The sequence below is a fragment of the Shewanella sp. SP1S2-4 genome, assembly GCF_031932075.1.
GTDB lineage: Bacteria > Pseudomonadota > Gammaproteobacteria > Enterobacterales > Shewanellaceae > Shewanella > Shewanella baltica.
The window spans coordinates 109,666-131,931 of the sequence record NZ_JAUOET010000009.1 but is presented as its reverse complement, the minus strand read 5'-3'; the positions used below and the strand labels follow the sequence as shown (position 1 = coordinate 131,931).

General features: G+C 48.8%; 21 protein-coding genes. 8 read left to right on the top strand and 13 right to left on the bottom strand.

The features are described 5' to 3' along the window. Window positions 1-60 precede the first annotated feature (60 nt). From Q4Q52_RS11020 to Q4Q52_RS11010, 3 genes are all read right to left on the bottom strand, one after another. Window positions 61-1,275, bottom strand: a complete 1,215-nt coding sequence (locus Q4Q52_RS11020; RefSeq protein ID WP_311988298.1) for a 4Fe-4S binding protein — start codon at window positions 1,273-1,275, stop codon at window positions 61-63. A gap of 266 nt (window positions 1,276-1,541) precedes the next feature. Continuing rightward, entirely contained in the window at window positions 1,542-2,195 is a 654-nt protein-coding gene (locus Q4Q52_RS11015; protein ID WP_311988297.1) for a DUF2959 domain-containing protein, read from the bottom strand. Window positions 2,196-2,224: 29 nt separating this feature from the next. Further along, entirely contained in the window at window positions 2,225-2,446 is a 222-nt protein-coding gene (locus tag Q4Q52_RS11010) for a hypothetical protein (protein WP_006079786.1), read from the bottom strand. Between the two features lie 81 nt (window positions 2,447-2,527). On the opposite strand from Q4Q52_RS11010, the gene Q4Q52_RS11005 reads away from it, so the two are divergent. The 6 genes from Q4Q52_RS11005 to azoR all read left to right on the top strand — a co-directional run bounded on the left by Q4Q52_RS11005 (window position 2,528) and on the right by azoR (window position 6,908). Then, complete coding sequence (locus Q4Q52_RS11005; RefSeq protein WP_063884972.1) at window positions 2,528-3,496, top strand: virulence factor BrkB family protein; 969 nt, start codon at window positions 2,528-2,530, stop codon at window positions 3,494-3,496. Window positions 3,497-3,532: 36 nt separating this feature from the next. After that, window positions 3,533-4,498 (top strand): alpha/beta fold hydrolase, encoded by a 966-nt coding sequence (locus Q4Q52_RS11000; RefSeq protein ID WP_311990626.1) that lies wholly within the window; start codon window positions 3,533-3,535, stop codon window positions 4,496-4,498. Continuing rightward, a complete protein-coding gene (locus Q4Q52_RS10995; protein ID WP_311990625.1) occupies window positions 4,495-5,097 on the top strand; it encodes a hypothetical protein in 603 nt (200 codons plus the stop codon). Before Q4Q52_RS11000 ends, Q4Q52_RS10995 begins: the two co-directional genes overlap by 4 nt. Window positions 5,098-5,114: 17 nt before the next feature. Then, entirely contained in the window at window positions 5,115-5,552 is a 438-nt protein-coding gene (gene dtd / locus Q4Q52_RS10990) for a D-aminoacyl-tRNA deacylase (RefSeq protein WP_311990624.1), read from the top strand. Window positions 5,553-5,699: 147 nt separating this feature from the next. Then, a complete protein-coding gene (locus Q4Q52_RS10985) occupies window positions 5,700-6,152 on the top strand; it encodes a thioesterase domain-containing protein (RefSeq protein ID WP_259511865.1) in 453 nt (150 codons plus the stop codon). A 159-nt stretch (window positions 6,153-6,311) separates the two neighbouring features. Next, window positions 6,312-6,908, top strand: coding sequence for an FMN-dependent NADH-azoreductase (gene azoR / locus Q4Q52_RS10980; RefSeq protein WP_311990623.1), 597 nt, complete (start codon window positions 6,312-6,314; stop codon window positions 6,906-6,908). 84 nt (window positions 6,909-6,992) lie between these two features. Here azoR and Q4Q52_RS10975 read toward each other — a convergent pair whose 3' ends face one another. Beyond that, window positions 6,993-7,316, bottom strand: a complete 324-nt coding sequence (locus tag Q4Q52_RS10975; protein WP_311990622.1) for a rhodanese-like domain-containing protein — start codon at window positions 7,314-7,316, stop codon at window positions 6,993-6,995. Window positions 7,317-7,461: 145 nt separating this feature from the next. Then, window positions 7,462-8,037 carry an XRE family transcriptional regulator gene (locus tag Q4Q52_RS10970; RefSeq protein WP_311990621.1) on the bottom strand — a complete coding sequence of 192 codons (576 nt, stop codon included), beginning with the start codon at window positions 8,035-8,037 and terminating at the stop codon, window positions 7,462-7,464. A gap of 163 nt (window positions 8,038-8,200) precedes the next feature. On the opposite strand from Q4Q52_RS10970, the gene Q4Q52_RS10965 reads away from it, so the two are divergent. Continuing rightward, window positions 8,201-9,406 carry a benzoate/H(+) symporter BenE family transporter gene (locus Q4Q52_RS10965; RefSeq protein WP_311990620.1) on the top strand — a complete coding sequence of 402 codons (1,206 nt, stop codon included), beginning with the start codon at window positions 8,201-8,203 and terminating at the stop codon, window positions 9,404-9,406. Between the two features lie 32 nt (window positions 9,407-9,438). Here the strand turns inward: Q4Q52_RS10965 and Q4Q52_RS10960 are convergent, their stop codons facing one another. Beyond that, on the bottom strand, window positions 9,439-9,894 hold the full coding sequence (locus tag Q4Q52_RS10960) for a GNAT family N-acetyltransferase (protein ID WP_311990619.1): 456 nt from the start codon (window positions 9,892-9,894) through the stop codon (window positions 9,439-9,441). Between the two features lie 712 nt (window positions 9,895-10,606). On the opposite strand from Q4Q52_RS10960, the gene Q4Q52_RS10955 reads away from it, so the two are divergent. Continuing rightward, window positions 10,607-14,866 (top strand): S1 RNA-binding domain-containing protein, encoded by a 4,260-nt coding sequence (locus tag Q4Q52_RS10955; RefSeq protein WP_311990618.1) that lies wholly within the window; start codon window positions 10,607-10,609, stop codon window positions 14,864-14,866. Window positions 14,867-15,456: 590 nt separating this feature from the next. Here the strand turns inward: Q4Q52_RS10955 and Q4Q52_RS10950 are convergent. The 7 genes from Q4Q52_RS10950 to Q4Q52_RS10920 all read right to left on the bottom strand — a co-directional run bounded on the left by Q4Q52_RS10950 (window position 15,457) and on the right by Q4Q52_RS10920 (window position 22,260). After that, window positions 15,457-16,200 carry a hypothetical protein gene (locus tag Q4Q52_RS10950; protein ID WP_006086602.1) on the bottom strand — a complete coding sequence of 248 codons (744 nt, stop codon included), beginning with the start codon at window positions 16,198-16,200 and terminating at the stop codon, window positions 15,457-15,459. Window positions 16,201-16,228: 28 nt separating this feature from the next. Beyond that, a complete protein-coding gene (locus Q4Q52_RS10945) occupies window positions 16,229-17,488 on the bottom strand; it encodes a beta-ketoacyl-ACP synthase (RefSeq protein ID WP_311990617.1) in 1,260 nt (419 codons plus the stop codon). Further along, on the bottom strand, window positions 17,489-18,214 hold the full coding sequence (locus tag Q4Q52_RS10940) for a 3-ketoacyl-ACP reductase FabG2 (protein ID WP_311990616.1): 726 nt from the start codon (window positions 18,212-18,214) through the stop codon (window positions 17,489-17,491). A gap of 176 nt (window positions 18,215-18,390) precedes the next feature. After that, a complete protein-coding gene (locus tag Q4Q52_RS10935) occupies window positions 18,391-18,924 on the bottom strand; it encodes a hotdog family protein (RefSeq protein ID WP_012196546.1) in 534 nt (177 codons plus the stop codon). A gap of 4 nt (window positions 18,925-18,928) precedes the next feature. Next, a complete protein-coding gene (locus Q4Q52_RS10930; protein WP_261271697.1) occupies window positions 18,929-20,128 on the bottom strand; it encodes a beta-ketoacyl-[acyl-carrier-protein] synthase family protein in 1,200 nt (399 codons plus the stop codon). Between the two features lie 49 nt (window positions 20,129-20,177). Beyond that, window positions 20,178-20,966, bottom strand: coding sequence for a DUF3261 domain-containing protein (locus Q4Q52_RS10925; protein ID WP_311988286.1), 789 nt, complete (start codon window positions 20,964-20,966; stop codon window positions 20,178-20,180). A 4-nt stretch (window positions 20,967-20,970) separates the two neighbouring features. Continuing rightward, on the bottom strand, window positions 20,971-22,260 hold the full coding sequence (locus Q4Q52_RS10920; RefSeq protein WP_311890463.1) for an NAD(P)/FAD-dependent oxidoreductase: 1,290 nt from the start codon (window positions 22,258-22,260) through the stop codon (window positions 20,971-20,973). Window positions 22,261-22,266: the final 6 nt, after the last annotated feature.

Sequence of the window (22,266 nt, the reverse complement as noted above, 5' to 3'; positions counted from 1 at the left end):
TTAAGGAGGTGCATAATAACACACCAACTTAGACTAGTTCAAAAGCAAACCTATACTCAGTTAATGCCCCACTCTATCTATTACTTGGATCAGTTCCATGCGGATATTGTCGGGTGTTTGGCTGTGCCAGAAGCCAGCTAAGTAAGCGCCAAGCGGCAGCATAAATAAGGCGATGAGCACTAATGCGAGTAATCCCTTATGGCCGAGTCTGTGGCCAGATTTAAGACCTAGACCAAGGGCGGCTGATTTTGGACAAGCGGCGACGCAGCGCATACAGGCCTGGCATTCATCGCTGCGCACCGTAGTCTTAGTGTGCACTATGATGTTGGCCGGGCAGGCGCGGGTGCACTTATCGCATTTCATCCCTTTTGCCTCGATAAGGCAATGCTGAGTATCACGGCGGATTTTTAATGGGCTCGCAAAGCTTAAGATCCCGAGCATGGCACCATAAGGGCACAAGTAACGGCAGAATCCCTGACGGCGCCATGCGGCTAAGGCAAGGATCAGCGCAAACACAAACAGGGTAATCAGGCTCGGCGTCAGAAAGAACAGTGCCATTTTTAAGTCGGCAATCTTGTGATAATTACCTTCGAGATAATAAGGAATCGACTCACTTGGCATGCCAATCACTATGTAGCAAAGGCCAAGCAGCAATAAATACTTGAGCATTCGCAGTGGCCAATCGAGCCAAGCGGGTGGTGTTAGTTCTGATTTAATAAAGCGTTTTCTAACAGCATACAAATATTCCCCTGCCAAACCTAATGGGCAAGCCCAACCACAAAATGCCCGCTTACAAAGTAATCCTGTGAGCAATACCGCCGCTAACATCACCGCGGCTGCAGGATGGGTTTGATCCCACAAATTTAGACTGACAATGGCCTTCAGTTCAATGCCGCCGGCAATCGGCAGGAAAGCATCGACCACATCGGGGCGCATTAGCCAAGGTGTAATTCCTTGCTTAAGCAATACGGTATTGATTGTGTATTGCACGGCAACCAGTAAAAGCGATAGCGCTAAGACATGTTGAGTGCCTTCCCGCAGAGTATTGTTCTTAATCTCACCTTTGAAGGAGTCAGGTGCAAATTTATGTCCTACTAACGCTAAAGGTAGCGCAATAATCAGTCCGAGTGCTAAAGGCCAGTAAAGGCTGATCGCGACGGCGCTGACACTGAGTAACAGTGTTACGACAGCACCCCATTTCTGGCCGCTCCAATAGCTCAGTGAGGCGAGATACATGAGTGCCAACATCAGAGTAAGTGATTCGATAAAAGTCATAGTGATGAATACAGCAAATGAGTAACGAGTACAGTGTCTGAGTGATGAGCTGATGATAAGTTTTTGAGTACTAAATGAAATTGTGCGGCAGGTCTAAGATTGGTGCTATCAATCCACTAAAGCGCGCCATAGCTCACAAAGCCAAGTGTTTTGGGCTTGCACAAATAAAGTATGGCTTGCAGGGACAGCGGACGAGGTCACACAAAGCATAAAAAGCCCCAGCACTTTATTGTGCTAGGGCTTAGGAGTTAAGTAGCAGCTTTGGTTCAACTTTTTGATTTTTCGAGTGACTCGATAAACTTGTTCGACTCATTAATCGATTTGTTCATCTCTTTAATCAGGCCCGAAATATCGGTTTGCAGACTGGCAAATTCGCCTTTGATCGCACCAATGGCTTGGGCGTTCAAGTTATGCTTGAGATACAGCATATTGTCTTTCATGGCGGTGAGGATAGGCGGCATTTTTGATTCGGCGCGGTGCATGCTTTTGATCAATTGTTCGTAGGCGCGTCGCGTTTCTTTGAGCTTAGCTTCACTGTTACGGCGCAGGCTGGCTTTGCTGATCTCGCCAATTTCATCTTGCCACTCATCGAATAACGCTTCGGCCACATCTTCAACTTTCTTGATGCGGTTGCTGACGTTGTCTGCGGCGCTTTGGGCTGACTCGTATTCATCCTTGGCCTTGTTATAGGCTTTTTCTAGGCTGCCGCCATCGTGATTGAGCAGGGCTTGCATTTCTTCGAGGGCCGAGCTGAACTCTTTTTGGGCGTCCTCTTGGGATTCTTTCGCGTCTTTAACTCTGTCGACCATAATATCGCGTTTATGGTAACCGACCTTTTCCATCGCACCGTAATAGGCACTTTGGCAACCACTGAGCAGGAGGCTTGCGGCAATCAGGCCTGAAGTTATCAGTCTTTTCATTGGGTATTCCGTCACTGAGTGAATTGAAATTAATCGGCCTTAAATCGGGCCGCATCGATAATGCTCCACAGATGAAAGATAGCACCTATTACCGCCGGCACAATTAGCCACCAGAGGGCATAACCCACCACTGTGATAATGAAAAATAACAGTGCGGCCATAATGCGGCCTTGCAATAGTTGGCCTAACCCAGGGAAAAATAGGCTAGCAATAGCGGAAATAACGTTACCCGCAGATCCTTGTTGAGACATCAATTCACTCCTTAGACTTGTAAATTAAGTGTTTATTGTACGAAGATAACGAGTCTATACCAACAGAATCAAGAGAAACCCGTGACTAAGAAGATAGAACTGGCACAAATTCGCGTCTTATTCCTCGGGATCTGGCACTTCCTGCTGCATTTGCAGCGGCGTTTAGTGGAAGATCAGATCAATATCCGCGCCGGACATTTGGCCTATGTCACGCTATTGTCACTTGTGCCTATGGTGGCCGTGACTATGTCTATGCTGTCCGCTTTTCCTGTGTTTAAAGGCATTCGTGGGCAGATAGAAGGCTTTGTTTATCAGAACTTTTTACCCGCCGCCGGCGATACAGTGCAAGTGTATATCAATGAGTTTGTAGCTAATGCCTCTAAGGGCACAGCTGTCGGGATTGCCGCTTTAGTGGTGGTCGCTATTTTGCTGATTTCCGCCATCGACAAATCCCTTAATAACATTTGGCGTACTAAAGAGAAGCGTTCCGTGGTGGTCGCATTTTCTATGTATTGGATGGTCATCACTTTGGGTCCTGTTTTGGTGGGGGCCAGTTTGGTGGCGACTTCCTACGTAGTGTCATTGAAGGTTTTTGACGGTCAGTTGTCGGGTGTGGTGCCCGTGTTTCTTGAGCGTTTGCCCATGCTGTTTTCAGTTGCTGCATTCTTGCTGTTGTATATGGTGGTGCCTAATCAAAAGGTGAAGTTTCTACATGCATTATTAGGGGCGATTGTCGCCGCAATCTTGTTTGAGTTAGGTAAAAAAGCCTTTGCCTTGTATGTGACTCAGTTTCCGAGCTATGAAGCTATTTATGGGGCTTTAGCCGTGATCCCTATTATCTTTGTCTGGGTGTATTTATCGTGGATGATAGTATTACTCGGCGCGGAAATTACCGCGGCTATGCCAGAGTATTTAGATTATGAGTCGAGCTCCGATGAGGATGAAACGGATCTAGATGGTAAGCCTTTACAAGACTGCCAAGATAATCAGCCTGTAACCTTAACTTCGGCAGAAGTAGATGCACTCAAGGCCGTGGCGAAATCGGAATGACATCCCTAAACGGTTATGTAATAGCGATAACACTTAATGCCTGAATCAGTGCTTGAATCCTTTCCCCCTTTTATCCGCCGCGACTGGTTTAGCGTTGGCAATGGTCAGCAATTACATCTGGCGCAATACGGTAATCCTCAAGGTATTCCGCTGTTGTATTTGCACGGTGGTCCGGGAGCGGGTTGTGATATCGGTGATTTAGCCTTATTTAATGGCGAACAATATTGGATTTTGCTGTTAGATCAACGCGGTTCTGGGCAATCTTTGCCCTTTGGTGATTTAGCCCATAATCATCTTAATGGTCTGATCTGCGATATGGAGGCGATTCGCCTCGCGTTAGGTATTGAGCGCTGGTGTTTAGCGGGCGGCTCCTTTGGGGCCACATTAGGCTTAATTTACAGCGGATTGTTCCCAGAGCGGGTGATAGCACAAGTGCTGTGGGCGTTATTTATTCCGTCTAAAGAAGGTATCGATTGGCTCTATGGCGCGGATGGCGCGGCAAAATTGCAACCTGCGGCTTATCGACTCTTCAGTGGTAATGCGCCCGTTGCGCCATCGCTGGCTGAACTGCTGGATTCGTACCATCAAGGTTTGGCATCGGCCGATGAAAACCTGCGGCACCATTTTGCGCGGCGTTGGGTTCAGTGGGAGCTAAAGCTCGCGGGGGCGAGATTGGTGTTGCCAAGAAAGTTACCCGACCCAGTATTAGCGTTAGCGGATATCGAATTGCACTTTGCTCGGCATGATTACTTCAATGCCATGAGTGTGTTGCAGCGCGTGACGCCTAGGGTGAAGGCGCGTAGTGTGTTATTGCAAGGAATGCAGGATGCGATTTGCCCAGCGGCGCTATTGCGCGATTTTTTGGCTGGGTTAGAGCATGCTATTACGATTCAATCTGTTGCCGACGGCGGACATATGCTTAATAGCGAGTCGTTGTTTTTGGCGGTCACAGCAGAAATCCATGCTATGTGGTCGTGGATACATCAAAGGGAAATACAATGAAAACATTGCTCATCAGTGCCAGTTTACTCGGATTAACTGCCTGTGCCGCCACGGCGCCCTCGCAAACCCGCGCGATTGAACCAGTGGTGGCTCAGGAGGTCGTGGCACCCGTCGCGCCCAAAGTCGTTGAACTGGGTGGACTGACCAATGAAGCTGCCGCTGAGCGCTTGTATCAAGCGTTGATTAACGCTAACTACTTGGCCACCAAAGTTGCGCCAACTAAAGTCGCGGTGCAGTTTGGCGATAACCAGTTTTTGCTTGAGCCGAGTATTAATTCTGCGGGCATTGACCGTATTTTAATGAATCGTTTCTATGCCGTGCATCCGCAATTACAGGCTAGCCAAGAGCTGCCTGTGGTGATTGGCACTTTGAATCAGAAGCTTAATTTTGCCAAGTTCGTGTTGCTGGACCAAGGCGCTGTGATCCAAATACAAGGCACAGTCACCTTTGCCGACCGTGTTGAAATCGAAGAGTTACGTCGTTTTATGCTGTGGACCAATGGCGGTTTGGCACAAGTCGCGCAATCCCTGCCAGATGGCATCGATCAATATATTCGTCCTATCCCGCTCATGCAGCAAATGGTTCCCGTTAAGCCTTAATCTAAAAAGGAAAAGTTGTGATTGCGTTAATTCAAAGAGTGAGCCGCGCCAGTGTGGTTGTCGATAATCAAACCATAGGCGCAATCGATAAGGGCCTGTTGGTTCTGCTGGGCGTCGAGCAGGAAGATACCCGCGAGAAGATGGAAAAACTGGCAACTAAAGTGATGAGTTATCGCGTGTTTTCCGATGAGAATGGCAAGATGAATCTCAACCTAGAGCAAGTCGGTGGCTCTTTGTTAGTGGTGTCGCAATTTACCTTGGCTGCCGATACGGGCCGTGGCTTGAGGCCGAGTTTTTCGGGCGCCGGTACGCCGGATCAAGCCTTGGCACTCTATGAAGAGTTTGTCGTATTTTGCCGCGCTAAGGGCGTGACCACAGAAACCGGACAATTCGGCGCCGATATGCAAGTGTCCTTAGTCAATGATGGCCCTGTGACTTTTAATCTGCAGGTGTAGCTTCTTATCGCGCGAGTGATTGAGTTAGCTATTGTGCTAGCTATTACGTTAGCTATTACATTAGTCATCGCGTGGTTTTTCTAGGGGATAGAGTGTTGAACTTATTCGGTGTTAGCTGTGAAGAGGGTTGTATCGAGGTAAATGCACATGGATGAATTACTTACTCAACTACTCATTCAATTACGCCAGACGTGGCACAGTACTATTCCTGTTAGTGAATTTATGCAGATTGCGCCACTCGATTACTGTGAAGGTGAATTTCGAGTCACAGCGCCGATAGCGCCCAATATTAATCTGCATCAGACCATGTTTGCCGGCAGCATTTATACCTTGATGACCTTAACTGGCTGGGGCTCTGTGTGGCTGAACCAGCAGTTAGCTGGCGTTGCCGGTGACATAGTGCTCGCCGATGCCCATATTCGTTATCTCGCGCCAGTGACTTGTGACCCAGTAGTAACAGTGCAATGGCCAACTGTGGATCTCAGCCCGTTGCAAAGGGGGCGCAGAGTTAAAGTGAAGTTAGCTGTGCAATTGTATTGTGATGCTAAGCTTTGTGCGGTATTCGAAGGCCTGTATGTCAGTGCGCCGAAAGCGAGTTAATTTATAGCACGTTGCAACAACCTATAACCTTTCTAAAAAATCGAAGTGAATCTCAAATTTTATCCACTTTATTTCTTTTTTATGGGCGAATACACTAGCGTCATAGAGTTGAGATATTCCATCTGACTCTCAGTCATTTACCTATTTTCGGAGCAGATTATGTCTAAAGTCTTAATTTTAAAATCAAGCATTCTTGGCGGTTATTCACAATCTGCCGTGTTAATTGACCACTTAGCTAGCCACTGGGGAACCCAAGGCGCCGCTATTACAGTACGTGATTTAGGCGGTAAAGACGTGCTGCCTATGGTAGACGGTGAAATCGCTTCTGGTTTACGTGGTGGTGCAGAATTATCGGCACGTCAGCAAGAAATGCTCGCATTATCAGATACCTTAGTTGCTGAATTAAAAGCGAACGACACTATTGTTATCGCCGCGCCTATGTATAACTTCACTATTCCGGCTCAACTTAAAAACTGGATCGATTTCATTGCCCGCGCTGGTGTGACTTTTACTTACACTGAAATAGGTCCAAAAGGATTAGTGGAAGGTAAACGCGCTGTGTTAGTGACGACCCGTGGCGGCGCTCACAAAGATGGCCCAACGGATCACGTTGTACCTTACTTGAAAACGGTTTTAGGCTTTATTGGTATCACTAATGTTGAAGTGGTTTACGCCGAAGCGCTGAATATGGGGCCTGAAGCCCACGACAAAGGCATGAGCGAAGCGAAACACAGTATCGATCAGCTGAAGGCTTAATTGTCCCATTGATTAGCTGAGTCATTTGATTTAGCTGAATAAATAATGCCAGCCTTAATAGGCTGGCATTTTTGTATGTGCATTTTAGCTAGGTTGGCAGCAGACTAAATCTTTAAGCGAACCGCCATTTATCACGCAACTAAAACCATTGGCCTTGAGGATATCGCAGCCTTTTTGCGCTCGAATACCCGCGCCACAGTAGAGCACTAAGGGATGTTGTTTATTGTCGACTTGATGCAACCATTGGTCGAGCGTTGGCAATGGCACATTAATGGCTTGGGGCAAATGACCGGAGGCAAATTCCTCTGGTGAACGCACATCAATCACCCGTGCGCCTTGCTCAATCAATTGCCAACTCTTTTCGCCCGAGTGGCTGCCGGATAACTTAGCCAGTAAAGATTGAAACATAGCATTGCTCCTACTATTAGAAAATTTTCAATAAGTTTATTCTAATGAATTGGTGAGTGCAAGCGTTGCAGATTATCGGTAGCAATGGTTTGGTCTTTGGCTGTGCAGGAACTCAAACTCTGCATTATTGGCGTTAGATAAGCTGCTACAAGCTAGATTCATTGCTTCGTTGATAGTGAATTAAATCGTGGAAGACCACGGCTTGCTCGTTGAGATTTCGATAGCCATGGGGTTTGTCGGCCGCAAATCGTACCGCTTCACCTTGCTTGAGCGTTTGCCACTGTCCATCGACTAACACTTCCATCGTGCCGCTTAATACAATGACATGTTCAGTGACGCCAGCTTCATGGGGTTCAGAAAGCCGCCCATAGTTTGGCAGCAGGGTGAGTTCAAACATCTCAAAACCAAAGCGATCTTCAAAGGGAAACAGTGAGGCGACTAGCATGCCGTCGGTGGCGGGTTGTTGGCGTAATTCGTCGGGCTTACGGAATACAGCGCCTTGGCTCTGGGGCGTGGGTTCGAGAAAGGTCGAAAGAGAGATATTGAATCCACTGGCAATTTTCCACAGCGTCGCAATGGTTGGGCTAGATTCGCCGCGCTCGATTTGTCCTATCATGGCCTTACTCACGCCCGTCTCTTGGGCGGCTTTATCTAAACTCCATCCTTTTTGGTTGCGAAGTGCTTTAAGCGTGGTGGCGAGATAGCTGTTTATCGTCTGCACAATGGCCCCATCATTTTTATGAAAATTTAGTTTGTACGTTATAACGCACAGGTGCTATCTTGTCCATCTCGTACGTTATAGCGCACGAAGGTTGTTTTATTCATTTGATAAGTGATAGCGAACAAAGTCATGGCGGCAGCAATTGCAGAAAAAGGGAGTGGATATGTGGCGAGATGCAGGAAGTTTGTCAAAAATATCAGCGGGTTTTATTGCGGTATTAGTGGGTTATAGCAGCTCGGCTGTGATTATCTTTCAAGCGGCTGAGGCTGTGGGGGCGACACCTGCACAGATTAGTTCGTGGCTGTGGGCTTTAGGTGTGGGCATGGGCGTGACCAGCATAGGGCTATCGCTTTACTACAAGAATCCTATTCTAACGGCTTGGTCGACACCGGGCGCGGCGCTGATGGTGACCAGCCTAGCGGGATTGAGCGTCAACCAAGCCATAGGCGCGTTTCTGGTGAGTTCGATTTTAATCACCCTTTGCGGGGTGGCAGGCTGGATGGATAAACTGATCCGCATCATGCCGCAGTCTGTGGCTTCAGCCATGTTAGCGGGGATCCTGTTGCAGTTTGGCTTAGGGCTTTTTCAGGCGATGCAAACCCAGCTGAGCCTCATATTAATCATGCTGTTGGTGTTTGTCGTCGTTAAGCCTTTTGCGCCGCGCTACATCATCTTGCTGACCTTGCTGGTGGGCATTGGCATGAGCTTTCAATTCGATTTGCTCAAGCTAGATGCCTTAGAGTTGCAACTGGCGATGCCGGTGTGGACCATGCCTGAGTTTTCGCTGGCGAGTGTGATTGGCGTGGCGTTACCGCTGTTTGTGGTGACTATGGCCTCGCAAAATATGCCAGGCGTTGCTGCGCTACATGGTAATGGCTACAGGCCGCCTATTTCGCCTTTGATCACGACTACAGGATTCATCGGGGTTATCCTCGCGCCCTTTGGCGGTTTTGCTTTCAACTTATCCGCCATTACAGCCGCTATTTGCATGGGTAAAGAAGCAGACCCGAATCCCGCGACCCGCTACTGGGCGGCAGTGTGGGGCGGGGTGTTTTACTTTATCACTGGGTTACTCGGCGCCACTGTGGTCGGCCTGTTTTCCGCTTTCCCTAAGGAATTAGTACTGGCCATCGCCGGATTAGCGCTGCTTGGCACTATCGCCAATAGCCTGACTGCCGCATTAGCTAAAACCGAAGATCGCGAAGTAGCGGTGATCACTTTCTTGGTCACGGCATCAGGTTTTAGTGTGCTGGGTATCGGCAGCGCATTTTGGGGGCTGTTGCTTGGGTTTATTATCCATTGGTGGAACGGGCACAGAACTGCAGCTGTGGTGAAGCGAGCGAATACTAACTGCAGCAAAGCGCCTTAGAGATGAATTTCAAAGACTAAGGCGCATGTTTTTTAGATTTTCTTTGTCATAAACACGCTATTGGGGTCGAGTTGGTAGCCGTCGAAGGGGCCACAGATTTCAAAACCAAATTTGCAGTAGAGCAGGCGAGCTGGGTTGAAGAAGTCCATCGAACCTGTCTCTAGACTCAGACGTTTGACGCCAGCGCTTTTGGCATCGTTAATCAAGTGCTGCAATATTTTAGACGCTATGCCTTGCTGTTTATAGGGCGCGGCGGTGCGCATGGATTTGATCTCGGCGTGCTCAGCATCTAACCATTTTAGTGCACCACAGCCCGCTAAATTGTTGCCATCCCATAGGGTCCAAAAACGGATATTGGGCTGACGCAGGCCATCAAGATCTAATGCGTGAACGCTTTCAGGTGGTGAAGTTGCTCGCATATCGTCGAGGTGTTCTGTTAAAAGTGCTGCAATTTCAGGCCCTTTTAGATCATCTAGTATAATTTTCATCGTCTTTCTCAAGATTGAAACTCCCTCTGTTGTTGCTTATCCATCATAGTGTTTGGTCTTTTGGGGGTAAAAACACGGTGGTGGATAAGCAAATGCTAGGCCACCAACGCTTTGCTTTAGCTATAGCTAAAATCAAAGTCGTGGTGCTTCACCCCACACCCGACCAAGGAGGACTGCTCGTCCTATCAAAAACGTCCATGTTAAACTGCCAGCTCGATATCCCTATCTCGCGCTCAAAACGGCCGTTGGCCTTCGCCCTTGGATGCTCCAAGACGCCCCTAACGGAGTTGAAAGCCCCTTGTGCTCATTGACAAATTTGCTATCGCTTCCGAAGGATGCGCTTTACATCCATGTAAAGCACCCCAGTTCGGCAATCCTTGCCTCTCGCTCATAAACGCGAAAATCATCGATTTTTATTCGCCCCTGCACCTGCGAAAGCTAGTCGTTCATCCATGACCGAACTCACGCAATTTGTCTATTCGCCCTGCGGCAACTCCGAGGTGATGGTGTATTCCTTAGGCTCTGGCGTTATTGGTCAATTGTTAAGGAGTAAAAGTTATATCCGATCTTTTTATTATGAATCTCGTTAAAGCAATTTTAGCCAGTACAGATTGTAGATAAAGCAAAAGTGCATTATGTTGTTGATTTAAAATGAATAACCTGATTTACTCTTTCTATTGCCTACGCCTTGTATTGGAGCTTGTGTTTTTTAATGGTTGAAACTAAGAATTCTATAACCTCCATTCTTTCTGCGTATGAGCAACAGGAAAAACGGCGAGCACTTGGTGGGATATACGCTCTGGCAGGCTTTGACTACCAATTGCGTTTCTATCTGGCCGACTTTATAGAGTCTCTCGCTAACCAAGGTACAAATTTAGACGCTGCTGGTCGCGTATATCTGGAAGCGCTTTCAGATGTAGCTAAGCAGGATGCGAATAACCATTTAGTATGTATCCAAGTGAAGCGCACTTTAACAGTTGCGACACTAAAGGATGCCGCGTCCGAGGTTCTAGCCATAGACCGCTTCCTGAAAGACCAGTACCCCAGCATGCGTGATCAGGTGAAGTTTAATCTTGTTGCCTCGCAAGGCTGTCCAGAAATTCAATGGAGCCATATTCCAGAAACGCACGAAACCCACTCCATCATCAGCCAACTTCTAACAAGAGGGCAGCTTTTACCACCCCGTATAGAACCAGATCCTTGGTGGCGTGCAATTACGGCAACATGGCCGCATTTAAAGGATCCTTTCGGCTTCCTGCGCTTTGCACTGGAAAGAGCCTTAAGTCGGGGGCCAACAGCCGCGGATGCACAGCGTGTTCGTGACGAAATATGTGAGCGTTTTAAGCAAGACCAGTTAGCGAAAGAGCCACCGGGTCAACTCCTCACGCCAGCAGATTTCCAACTTAAAGAAGATCCAAGCACACATTTGGACGTTGGACGCGAAATCACACTTGCTCGACTTCGAGATCGTCAGTACATGGCGCTTACCCAACGCCTAAATGCCCTGTATGCCAATTTATTTGAATACAAGGATATCAGCCAGCGAGAACTCCGGAGTGAAGTGCAAGTATTCTGGCTTAGTGGCCGTTCTGGTGCAGGCAAGAGTGTGCTACTGCTGCAAACCCTTGAACGACTTGTGTGCGAAGGCTGGCGAGTGCTGTGGTTAAAGGGAGATGCTGAGTTACTTGAGCCAGCTTTACGCGCTATTAAAGAAACCCATGAGCAAGACCGCCCTGATTTTATTGCGATAGACGACTTATATGACCGTGATGCACGAAACCGTATTGATTTAAGCCGCTTAGGCGAATTTATTGACGAGAGTGATCATCAAAACTGGCCAATGATCCTGACCTGTGGCCCAACAGAGTTTGCGGATTCTTTCGAAGAAGATGCGACTTATCGCGGTTTCAATCTGAATTGCTACCAGATTACACCTATTGCGGCTCAAGAGGCTGAAGAAATAGAGGCTTGGTATCAACAACGTACTTGCAAGCCTGCACAAAGAGGTACTGCATTTACTCAGGCGGCAGAAGAAGATAATGGCCTGTTTATCTCATTAGCAGTAGAACTTGCACATGGTGATCTCAAAACCTTTGCGCAACGCTTTGCTCGGCGGGTTCAACTCAACGATTTAAACAAAGCGCTATTGCTACCCTTGGCGCTAAACAGGCTGTATCTGCGTGCGCCCTACGATTGGCTGGCGAGAGAGGATCGTGAAAAGCTTGCCACACTCAATCATGAAGGCGATTTTAATTTACTGGAAACTGCCGATGAAGGACAAATCGTTCGCCTTACGCATCCGCATCTGGCAAATGCCTTGTACCTTGCTCTTCGCAAACCAGCCAACAATGAAGCCTACAAAAACGATCTAGTCGATACCTTCCATCGCGCTTTAACTGAACAAAACGCTAACTTGGTGTCCCAACTACTGCGCTTGTTCTCAGGACGCGAACAGGGTATGGCGATAGATAGATTAAGCATCGTGAAACTTCCTGACTTAGCGCTGAAATGTGCCAAGCACTGGCACGAACTCCCACCCGTGGCATCTGATGCAGATAGTTTGGCTGATATGGCAACCAGCTGGGCCTGCTGGGCAACAACTGCACCGAACATTACAAGCACAATGGAAACAAAGGTGTTGTCTACTGCGCTCAATTCTTTGGAAGATGCTCATAAAGTATGGCCAATCTGTTGGCAGCATCTTGCAAAGCATTATCCTAAAAATGAAGAACTATTTTCCTGGGCCGTTACACACTTATCTAATCCTTTGTTCATAAGTCATCCCACTTGGTCTTTTGTATGGGAGCACTGTCTGCAACATGATCCCAATCACTCTGAGATTTGGCACAACATGGGACTGGAATGGTTGCAATGTTCCCTGCGTCGCCCTGATTGGCATATTGTTTGGCAAAAACTCTTGCCAAAAAATAGCGAGCCTGATTGGGAACAAGATCCAATTTTGATTTTGGGACGGCGCCGCTTGCGTGCAGAAAAGGATGGTCCCGTTTGGGCTTATGTGATGCAAGAACTTCTTCGGTTGGCTGCACCTAATAGTCTAACCTCAATTGAATTGGTCAACCTTGCACACACCTGGCTGGCAGGGCGTGAAGACCGCATCGAGTGGAATTATATCTGGCAAGCCTTATTGGCGCAGCGAGATGCCCTGCCAGAGAGCTTGCCGCTGAGCGAATTGCTTCAGCGTGGCGCAACATGGCTGACTGGGCGTGAAGACCGCGCCGACTGGGCGCATGTCTGGCAAGATCTAGTGGAGCTGCGGAACGCACTGCCAGAGAGCTTGCCGCTGAGCGAGTTGCTTCAGCGTGGGGCAGCATGGCTGAGTGGGCGTGAAGACCGCATGGAGTGGAATTATATCTGGAAAGCCTTATTAGCGCAGCGAGATGCCCTGCCAGAGAGCTTGCCGCTGAGCGAATTGCTTCAGCGTGGCGCAACCTGGCTGACAGGACGTGAAGACCGCGCCGAGTGGTCGCATGTCTGGCAAGCCTTATTAGCGCAGCGAGGTGCCCTGCCAGAGAGCTTGCCACTGAGCGAATTGCTTCAGCGTGGCGCAACATGGTTGACTGGACGTGAAGACCGCGCCGAGTGGTCGCATGTCTGGCAAGCCTTTTTAGCGCAGCGAGATGCCCTTCTAGAGAGCTTGCCACTGAGCGAATTGCTTCAGCGTGGGGCAACATGGCTGACGGGGCGTGAAGACCGCGCCGACTGGGCGCATGTCTGGCAAGATCTACTGGAGCAGCGAGATGCCCTGCCAGAGAGCTTGCCACTGAGCGAATTGCTTCATCGTGGCGCAACATGGTTGACTGGACGTGAAGACCGCGCCGACTGGGCGCATGTCTGGCAAGATCTAGTGGAGCTGCGGGGCGCACTGCCAGAGAGCTTGCCGCTGAGTGAATTGCTTCAGCGTGGCGTAATATGGCTGACTGAGCGTGAAGATCGCGCCGAAGAATGGGGCTTTGTTTGTGAGAGGTTGCTAGAGCAGCAGTATCAAGATAGGAATTTTTTTGAGATTGCAGCAAATTGGCTGACTCAGGCCAGTGAAAAACCAGAGTGGCCTATTCTCGCAGCAAAATTCATTGTGGCAGCACCTCACCATGTTGGATCAAAAAAGTTTGCAGTGGCTTTGGCTGAGCGAATCAAAATGAAACCGAACAATACGCATTGGTTTAAAACACAGAACTTGGTGGCTAACTTAATCACGTCGGAAACTTTGCCACCAGAGGTTAAAGACTGGTTGCAAGTATTATATGCGCGTAGAAATCTCCCTGCATGGGCTGAAGTACGCCGAAGCTTTAATGAAGGGCTTCCGATTAAAGGACGCGTAATTCGCCATCAAGGTTCAAACGCCCATAGCATTGAGTTAGAAAACGGCTTGCTTGCTCGCTATTTAATCTCTCGAAATGACCGTAGGCTCACTAAAAGTGACACCTGTGATTTTTTTGTGCAACAGATCAACCCTGATAAAGATTCTATTCAAGTGGGGCTTAATAAAACTCTTCAGCTTAAAATCGGAGCGAAATACGATGGACTTGTTCGTGAATACAAGGAGTACGGGGTTTTTGTAATGATAGACGGACAACCGGGATTGCTTCATCGAAGTCAGTACTCTAACTTGCTCGGCCTTGCTAAAAAATTCCCTACTGGCAGTCAGATTTGTGTTGAAATTGTGGCATTTTCCGATAAAGGACTACAGTTGCGATATGCAGGCCCGGAGATAGAGGCTGAGGTTAAGGCAGAAGCCATCACCATTGGTCAAGTCTATAAAGCTTGTATTAACGGAATACAAGAATACGGCCTATTTCTTCAGATTGGCGTACATAGTGGGCTGCTCCATCGTACTCGATTGCCACCCAATACAGATATCTTGCGTCAATATGCTAAAGGCCGACAACTGGATGTCCAAGTAGTCGAAATAAAGGACGATGGCAAGCTTGTGTTCAAACTAGCAGAGCAATAGCGTCTAAAAGAGCTTATACAAGGTTTGGTGCTGTAATATTCCTTTGAAGTTGAACTCGCTCTACTCCTTAAGAAATGTAATAGGCAGAAATTTAATTGGCCACCCACTGTTAATTATGTTGGTGTGCAGATATAACCATTTAATTTTCATAGTGTTACTATGGTTGTAACCATATAAACCAACAGATTACGCTGATGCTCGAAAGGTAAACCATGGTGATTGGCGAGACGACCGTCCGCTCCATGGACGGACTTGAACAACATCCGTGTTTAACTGCCAGTTCGCCATCCATGGCTCTCGTTCATAAGCTTAGAAACCCTAGATTTCTATTCACCGTATCGTCGAGCCAGCACCATGGCTGGCCTCACTCTGAACAATATCTATGTTTAACTGCCTCTTCGCCTTCCGTAACTCTCGTTTATCAACTTAGATTTCACATTGTCGTGAGTGATTACCATCGCAAGCCTGTATAGGCAATTTCAGCAAACGCTAAGGCCAACAGTAATTTAAAAAGTGATCCAAATGGATATAAAAATGGCCGAGGATAAGCTCGGCCATGATTTGTTCGATTAAGCGTAAAACGGGCTGGTTTAATAGAATTTCTTCAGGTAGCTAGCCGCGTATTTTTGCAGTTTTCGGTTCGAACTTGTGGTCGCAATATTCTCAATCACGTCGCGGTAATCTGCATTGCCTGAGCTTGCTAGGGCTTTTGCCATGTTGGCATAGGTATCGATGGCGAGTTTGTCATCGGCCATTAAGCGTGGCGTTTTCAATTCGTTACTGAGTACGGCTAGGATAAAGTCATCGTACTGACGATCATCCATAATGCGTTTAGCCGCCAGTCGCATTAACTCTAAATCATCGCTGCGTAGGGCATTGGCAAAGGCATTATTTTGCTGACTTTGGTCGGCAGCATATTGGCTTTTATCCCCAAGAATTGTATTCCACTTTTTATATTGCGCTAGGTTTTCATTGGCTTGAGATGCGTATTTTTTGAGTTTTTTGTGATAGTTACCATTCATAATGCTGTTGATGGTTTCGCTGTACTTGTCGTTACCCGAGTAGGCTAAGCCTTTGACTAACCAAGCACTATAGTCGATGGCATTTTTTTCAGTCGCTTGGGGTAAAGAGGCAAGCAGTTTAGCTTCGAGCACATCGTAAATTGCAGGATCGGATAAGCCTGCAAGGCTTAACGATTCGATGGCTTGTTTCTGCTTAAATTCGTTGTCGCCCTTAAAGACTTCTTGGTAGGTTTCTACCGTGTATTCTTTGGCAAACAGTGGCGCGGTTAATAAACTGATGCTCAGCAGCATCCCTGCAAACAGTGGTTTCATTGCTATGTCCTTATGTGGGTTGTAGGTGTTATCTGGTCCAGCGTTTAAAAATCAGCGAGGTATTAATGCCGCCAAAGGCGAAATTATTACTCATGACATAATCTGTGTCGATCGGGCGCAGTTCGTTACGGATATAGTCCAAATCGGCGCACTGTGGGTCGATATTCTCAAGATTGAGTGTTGGCGCAAACCAGCCCGCATTCATCATCTCAATACTCACCCAAGCTTCTAACGCACCGCATGCACCTAAGGTGTGGCCTGTGTAGCTTTTAAGGGATGAAATTGGCGTATCTGCGCCAAACACCGCTTGAGTCGCGTGACTCTCGGCAATGTCACCACGGTCGGTTGCTGTGCCGTGGGCGTTCACATAACCTATGGCGCTAGGCTCAAGCTGCGCATCTTTAAGCGCCAATCTGATGGCGATCTCCATGGTCTGGGCATTCGGTTGAGTGACGTGCTGACCGTCGGAATTTGTGCCAAAACCGACTAACTCAGCATAAATTTTTGCACCACGCGCTTTGGCGTGTTCTAGCTCTTCGAGCACCAGCGTACAAGCCCCTTCGCCAATGACGAGGCCATCGCGATCTGCATCAAAGGGGCGCGGCGTGAGTTCGGGCGTCGAGTTTTTAGTGCTGGTGGCAAACAGGGTATCGAACACCACAGCTTCGGTGGGGCAGAGTTCTTCGCCGCCGCCCGCCAACATTAAGGTTTGCTGACCGTATTTGATAGCTTCATAGGCATAACCTATGCCTTGGCTACCCGAAGTGCACGCGCTGCTGGTGGTGTGAATTCGGCCCTTTAAGCCGAAGAAGACGCCGACGTTCACCGCTGTGGTGTGTGCCATCATGCGGATATAACTCGTTGCGGTGACGCCCGACATATCGCCCGTTTTCAGCATATCGCCAAAGGCGGTAATAGGATCGGTACTGCCCGTGGATGAACCATAGGCAATGCCCATTTCACCTGAGGACACGATAGGGTCATCCAACAACCCCGCATCAATTAAAGCCAGTTCACTGGCGCAGGTCGCCATGATAGAAACCCGACCCATAGAACGAATTTTCTTGCGCGAATAATGGCTTGGCACTTCAAAGTCAGTAATGGGCGCGGCTAAACGGGTGTTGAGTCCGTCGTATCTATCCCAGTCACTCATAGTGACGACGCAGTTTTTCTGCGCCTTAAGGCTCGCCGCAATGGTCGGCCAATCATGGCCTAGGGCGGTAATACCACCAACACCTGTGATGACCACTCGTTTACCCAAGCGTGTTTGATTTGTCGCCTCGCTCATTTAGATCATGCCTCCATTGACCGATATCACTTGGCGAGTGATATAGGCGGCATCGTCAGACATTAAAAATGCGGCTAAGGCTGCGATTTCATTGGGTTTACCCATACGGCGCATTGGCACTAATTGCTCGACCATGTCCTTAGGAATATCGGCCACCATGTCGGTTTCTATCAAGCCGGGGGCGATACAGTTGACGGTGATTTTGCGTTTTGCCAGCTCTAATGACAATGCCTTAGTCGCACCGATAATACCCGCTTTTGAGGCGCTGTAATTGACTTGGCCACGGTTGCCCGCAATCCCAGAAACAGAGGCTAAGGTAATGATACGCCCGCCTTTGCGGCCTTGTACCATAGGCATCACGCAGGGGTGGATCACATTATAAAAGCCGTCTAAGTTAGTGTGGATCACGCTGTCCCATTCGCTTTCTGTCATAGCGGGAAAGGCGGTGTCGCGGTTGATGCCAGCATTGAGGATCACGCCGTAATAGGCGCCATTAGCCTCGATGTCGGCTTCGATGGCGGCTTTAACGGCCGCGCGTTCAGCAACATCAAATTTCAGCAGGCTCACATTGACGCCAAGCGCGCGGATTTGCGTGGCAGTGTCATCGGCCGCTGCTTGGTTGCTGTGGTAATGCAGTGCGATATCTAAGCCTGCAGCGGCAAGTTTTAGGGCGATGGCTTTGCCAATGCCGCGGCTCGAACCTGTGACTAATACTCTGTTATTCATCTGTTTTCTCCACCCCATTTTATCTTTAGGAGTCGGTATGGGGCTGCATGTATTTATGGTAAAAAGCTGTTTGCTACGGCGCTTAATCTAACGCTTTTATCGACAGGCTAATTCAGTTTGCTGTGATTACTTGGTCTCAGCATGGTCTCAGCATTGCCTCGATATTTGTGTCTAAGTTAGTGCCCAAGACTTCTATTGGCTAGGTCTTGGTTGCCAGCAAGGTAGGCTTGCGTGTCCTGAGGTTGGAACACGTTCACATTGGCTGTAGCCACTAAGATTTTTTCTTGATCGCTTCCGGCCTCGGGCAGCAGATAGATCTGGCAGTCAAATACTGCTAACCCCGACTCCTCTTGATAGAGGCGGCTGACTTGGGTGCGATAGGTGCGGCCGAGTTCATATTGCTTGGCATGGAGCGCTAATTTACGCGAGCCCAATAGAAAACCCACGCGGATTTTATCATTGCGTAGCTTAGCTTCTACTCCGGCCAGTGCAGCAATACTTTGGGCCATATATTCGATGCCGACATAATTGGGTACGGCTTGATGTTTATCATCAAAATAAGGGCTCTGGGTTGTGATAGTGACTTCGGTCTCTAGGTTATCACGGCGATAGCCAATGACTTTATCGAGCAAAATCATTGGTGCCCTATGGGGAATAAAGTCGGCAATATCTTGTTCGGCAAAGGGTTGGTTAATTTTAAGTAACTGCATGGTACTAGGCCTCGTTACGGCAAAAAATCAGGCTGGCATTGCTGCCGCCAAAGGCGAAGGAATTACTCATCACATAGTTAAGTGCGCCTTTGGCGGCGACTCGATGGCGTTCGACTAAGGCTATGGACGGATCCTGTGGATCGACTTGTCCGTCCCATTGATGGGGCGGCAGGGCTTGGTCGCGATTATGTGCCGAAAGCAATAAATAGCAGAAGGCAGCTTCAATCGCGCCAGCTGCACCTAAGGTATGGCCGACTAAGGGTTTGGTCGAGCTACAGGGCGGCGTGTTGGCGCCAAATACTTCAACCACAGCGCGGCTTTCCATCGCATCATTTTTGGGTGTGGCTGTGCCGTGCAAGTTAATGTAACTGATGTCTTGTGCTGCAATGTTTGCATCCTGCAACGCCGCTTGCATGGCGGTGATGGCGCCTGCACCTTCGGGATGTGGCGCCGAAATATGATGGGCGTCGCTCGACTCGCCAATACCCGCGAGCATCACATCGGACTCGCCCGCCGTTAGCACGAAAAGTGCTGCGCCTTCGCCGATATTGATGCCATCACGGTTGATGCTAAAAGGATTGCAGTGGCCTTTGGACACAGATTCCAAAGCATTAAAACCATTAACTGTGAGTTGGCACAAACTGTCGACACCGCCAACAATCACCATGTCGCAGAGGTTAGCGCTGAGTAAACGTTTGGCACTGGCAAAGACTTTGGCGCTGGAGGAGCAGGCGGTTGAAATCGTGTAGCAAGGGCCATCTAGCTCAAAATATTGGCGCAAAAAGTCGCTAGTGCTGCCGAGTTCCTGCTGGAAATAGTGGTAATCCGCCGGAAAGTGGCCGTGTTGATTGCGATAGCTTAGGGCCGCTTCACCTTTAGATATGCCAGAGGTGCTGGTGCCTAACACAACGCCAATGCGGGCATGACCCAAATCCCGTTTCGCTTGTTCAACTGTGGCGGCAATTTGCAGTGCGGCGCACAGCAGTAACTGGTTATTGCGGCAATCGAACTGGATGAGCTTTGCAGGAATGCTTGGTAGCGCAGCCGTCACGGGTGCAACTAAGGTTGGGTGCTCGAACAGGAGTGTGTCACTGCGCTGCATCGCGCTGGTATCGCCTGCGATCAGGCGGTCTAAAACCTGCTGGGGATCTTGCCCTAGCGGGGTACACAGTCCAATTTGTGTAATGGCGACTCTGTTCATCATAGCGTATCGTTTTTTTACCATGGCACAGTGAAGTGCGGGTGTTAAAAGGTTAAATAGGTTCGATTTCTAGCTCAAACTTGGCCTGCGGCATAGTTAAGCTGATGTGGGCTTGCCATAGGGCATCGCCGACATTTTGTTGATAACGGATTTGCACCACATGGGTTTGCAGGGCGCTTTTACTGATCAAGGTATCTTGGCTATAGATCTGGCGACAGGGGATTGTATTCATTCGGGTATCGACAAGCGTGTCGCTCTTATTTCCCTCAACCGTATCGCAAAGACCAGTCACTAAATGACCACCTTCCAAATGGGCGCGAATACTCTGCTCAGGCCAATAGATCAGTTGCATCATCGCCATTAAATACTCGGCTTTAAAATTGTCGCCCAGCAGCACACTTTGCTCACTGCTGAGTGTATTCCCATCATAAACCAAGGTAAACAACGCCTGTCCGAGTGGCGCTAAACCCACGAGCGTCATGCGCTCGCCCTCTAACTCCAATTGAGTGAGCAGTTCGTGGGACTCTTTCCCCACTTTAATACTGACTTTTTGGCTAAAGGACTGGGGAGAAGATACGCCTGTGTTGCTGTCGGTTTGCTGACTCGCCATGATGGCGGGCTTAGTTGTAGGCTCAGTCGTGGACTTTATCCTTGGCTGAGTCAACGGCTTATCGGTCGCGGGAGCAAAGTCATGGGGCAATGGTGCCAAACAATAACGCATATCCTTAGCGAGTCCGACACAGGTCTGCCTGAACAGCAGTTCACTACAGCCCGTTAGCCCAAGGCTTGCGAGCAATAGCGCGGGGATGATTAGCCATTTAGCGTTAAGGTTTAGCAGCATGCGATTAGACCTCTGCGAATGCTGGAGTGGCGGCTGGATTTCGGCACAGTTCGACTATCATATTCAGGCGGCGCTCCGAGTCTTTAACAAAGGGATTATTCGTATCCCAAGCATAGCCCGCCAGAATAGAACAAATCATCTGCTTGATACGCTCGTTCGGTTCTTCATAGAAGATCACATCCTGAAAGCGGCCATCATACCAAGCTTGCACATAGGTGCGGAAGGCATTCACGCCCTGCATCAAAGGCGTTGAGTAATCGGCTTGCCAGTCAACCGCTTCGCCATTGAGTTGTTTCGTTAGGCATTTTGCCGCCATAGACGCCGATTGCATGGCGATAGTCACACCGGAGGAAAACACCGGATCGAGGAACTCGCCCGCATTACCCAATAGCGCGAACTTGTCGGTCGCAAGGCGTGACACATTGGCAGAATAACCTTTGAGCGTGGCGCATTCCTGCACCACTTTCGCATTGGCCAGCAGGGCTTTTAGCCCTGGTTCTTCGTTGACTATGCTCATCAATTGTTGCTCAAGGGAACCTTGTAAACGCTCAAGTAATTGCGGCTCAGCCACCACGCCGAGTGAACAACGGCCATTGCTAAAGGGAATAAGCCAGTACCAAATGTCCTTATGTTCAGGGTGGACGCTGATCAAAATCTTATTACGATCAAAGTTAGCATCGCTGATGTTGTCTTCCACATGGGTAAAGATGGCGCTGCGCGGAGGCAGGCAAGACGGACTTTCTAAGTTGAGCAAGCGGGGTAACACGCGCCCAAACCCGCTGGCATCGAGCACATATTGGGCATTGATTTGATAAAGCTCGCCCTGTTCATTGCGCACTGTTAAGCGTGGGTTCTCGGTTAAATCTATCGCCTCGACTGTTTCGCCGTAGCGGATGTCGACCCCTTGGCTTTGGGCGGTATCGGCTAACAGTTTATCGAAACTGGCGCGCTGCACTTGAAACGTGGTGCCCGGCCCTGGGGTAAATTTATCGGTAAAATCGAAGGTGGTATAAGTGCCATTGCGACGAAAGGCTGCGCCATTTTTATGCTGGAATCCGGCAGCATTGAGCGCATCTAACATGCCCGCTTCTTCAATAAACTGCATGCAGCAGGGCAGTAAACTTTCGCCGATGGAGAAGCGAGGAAAATGCTGTTTCTCTAACACCAGCACGCGCTTGCCTTGCTGGTGCAGCAGGCTAGCGGCGATGGCGCCTGAAGGCCCTGCGCCGATAATGGCCACATCGATATCAAGTGAATTTGGCATAGTTGATAAATCGTGAACGGGTGTAGACATGTAAAG

Excerpts from the sequence above, each read along its gene's own strand:
- Q4Q52_RS11000 (WP_311990626.1), top strand. The coding sequence starts at position 3,533 with ATGCCTGAATCAGTGCTTGAATCCTTTCCCCCTTTTATCCGCCGCGAC.
- Q4Q52_RS10940 (WP_311990616.1), bottom strand. The coding sequence starts at position 18,214 with ATGAATAACAGAGTATTAGTCACAGGTTCGAGCCGCGGCATTGGCAAA.
- Q4Q52_RS10945 (WP_311990617.1), bottom strand. The coding sequence starts at position 17,488 with ATGAGCGAGGCGACAAATCAAACACGCTTGGGTAAACGAGTGGTCATC.
- Q4Q52_RS11010 (WP_006079786.1), bottom strand. The coding sequence starts at position 2,446 with ATGTCTCAACAAGGATCTGCGGGTAACGTTATTTCCGCTATTGCTAGC.
- Q4Q52_RS10950 (WP_006086602.1), bottom strand. The coding sequence starts at position 16,200 with ATGAAACCACTGTTTGCAGGGATGCTGCTGAGCATCAGTTTATTAACC.
- Q4Q52_RS10955 (WP_311990618.1), top strand. The coding sequence starts at position 10,607 with ATGGTTGAAACTAAGAATTCTATAACCTCCATTCTTTCTGCGTATGAG.
- Q4Q52_RS11015 (WP_311988297.1), bottom strand. The coding sequence starts at position 2,195 with ATGAAAAGACTGATAACTTCAGGCCTGATTGCCGCAAGCCTCCTGCTC.
- Q4Q52_RS10995 (WP_311990625.1), top strand. The coding sequence starts at position 4,495 with ATGAAAACATTGCTCATCAGTGCCAGTTTACTCGGATTAACTGCCTGT.
- Q4Q52_RS10965 (WP_311990620.1), top strand. The coding sequence starts at position 8,201 with ATGTGGCGAGATGCAGGAAGTTTGTCAAAAATATCAGCGGGTTTTATT.
- azoR (WP_311990623.1), top strand. The coding sequence starts at position 6,312 with ATGTCTAAAGTCTTAATTTTAAAATCAAGCATTCTTGGCGGTTATTCA.
- Q4Q52_RS10975 (WP_311990622.1), bottom strand. The coding sequence starts at position 7,316 with ATGTTTCAATCTTTACTGGCTAAGTTATCCGGCAGCCACTCGGGCGAA.
- Q4Q52_RS10930 (WP_261271697.1), bottom strand. The coding sequence starts at position 20,128 with ATGATGAACAGAGTCGCCATTACACAAATTGGACTGTGTACCCCGCTA.
- Q4Q52_RS10960 (WP_311990619.1), bottom strand. The coding sequence starts at position 9,894 with ATGAAAATTATACTAGATGATCTAAAAGGGCCTGAAATTGCAGCACTT.
- Q4Q52_RS10985 (WP_259511865.1), top strand. The coding sequence starts at position 5,700 with ATGGATGAATTACTTACTCAACTACTCATTCAATTACGCCAGACGTGG.
- Q4Q52_RS11020 (WP_311988298.1), bottom strand. The coding sequence starts at position 1,275 with ATGACTTTTATCGAATCACTTACTCTGATGTTGGCACTCATGTATCTC.
- Q4Q52_RS10935 (WP_012196546.1), bottom strand. The coding sequence starts at position 18,924 with ATGCAGTTACTTAAAATTAACCAACCCTTTGCCGAACAAGATATTGCC.
- Q4Q52_RS10920 (WP_311890463.1), bottom strand. The coding sequence starts at position 22,260 with ATGTCTACACCCGTTCACGATTTATCAACTATGCCAAATTCACTTGAT.
- Q4Q52_RS10925 (WP_311988286.1), bottom strand. The coding sequence starts at position 20,966 with ATGCTGCTAAACCTTAACGCTAAATGGCTAATCATCCCCGCGCTATTG.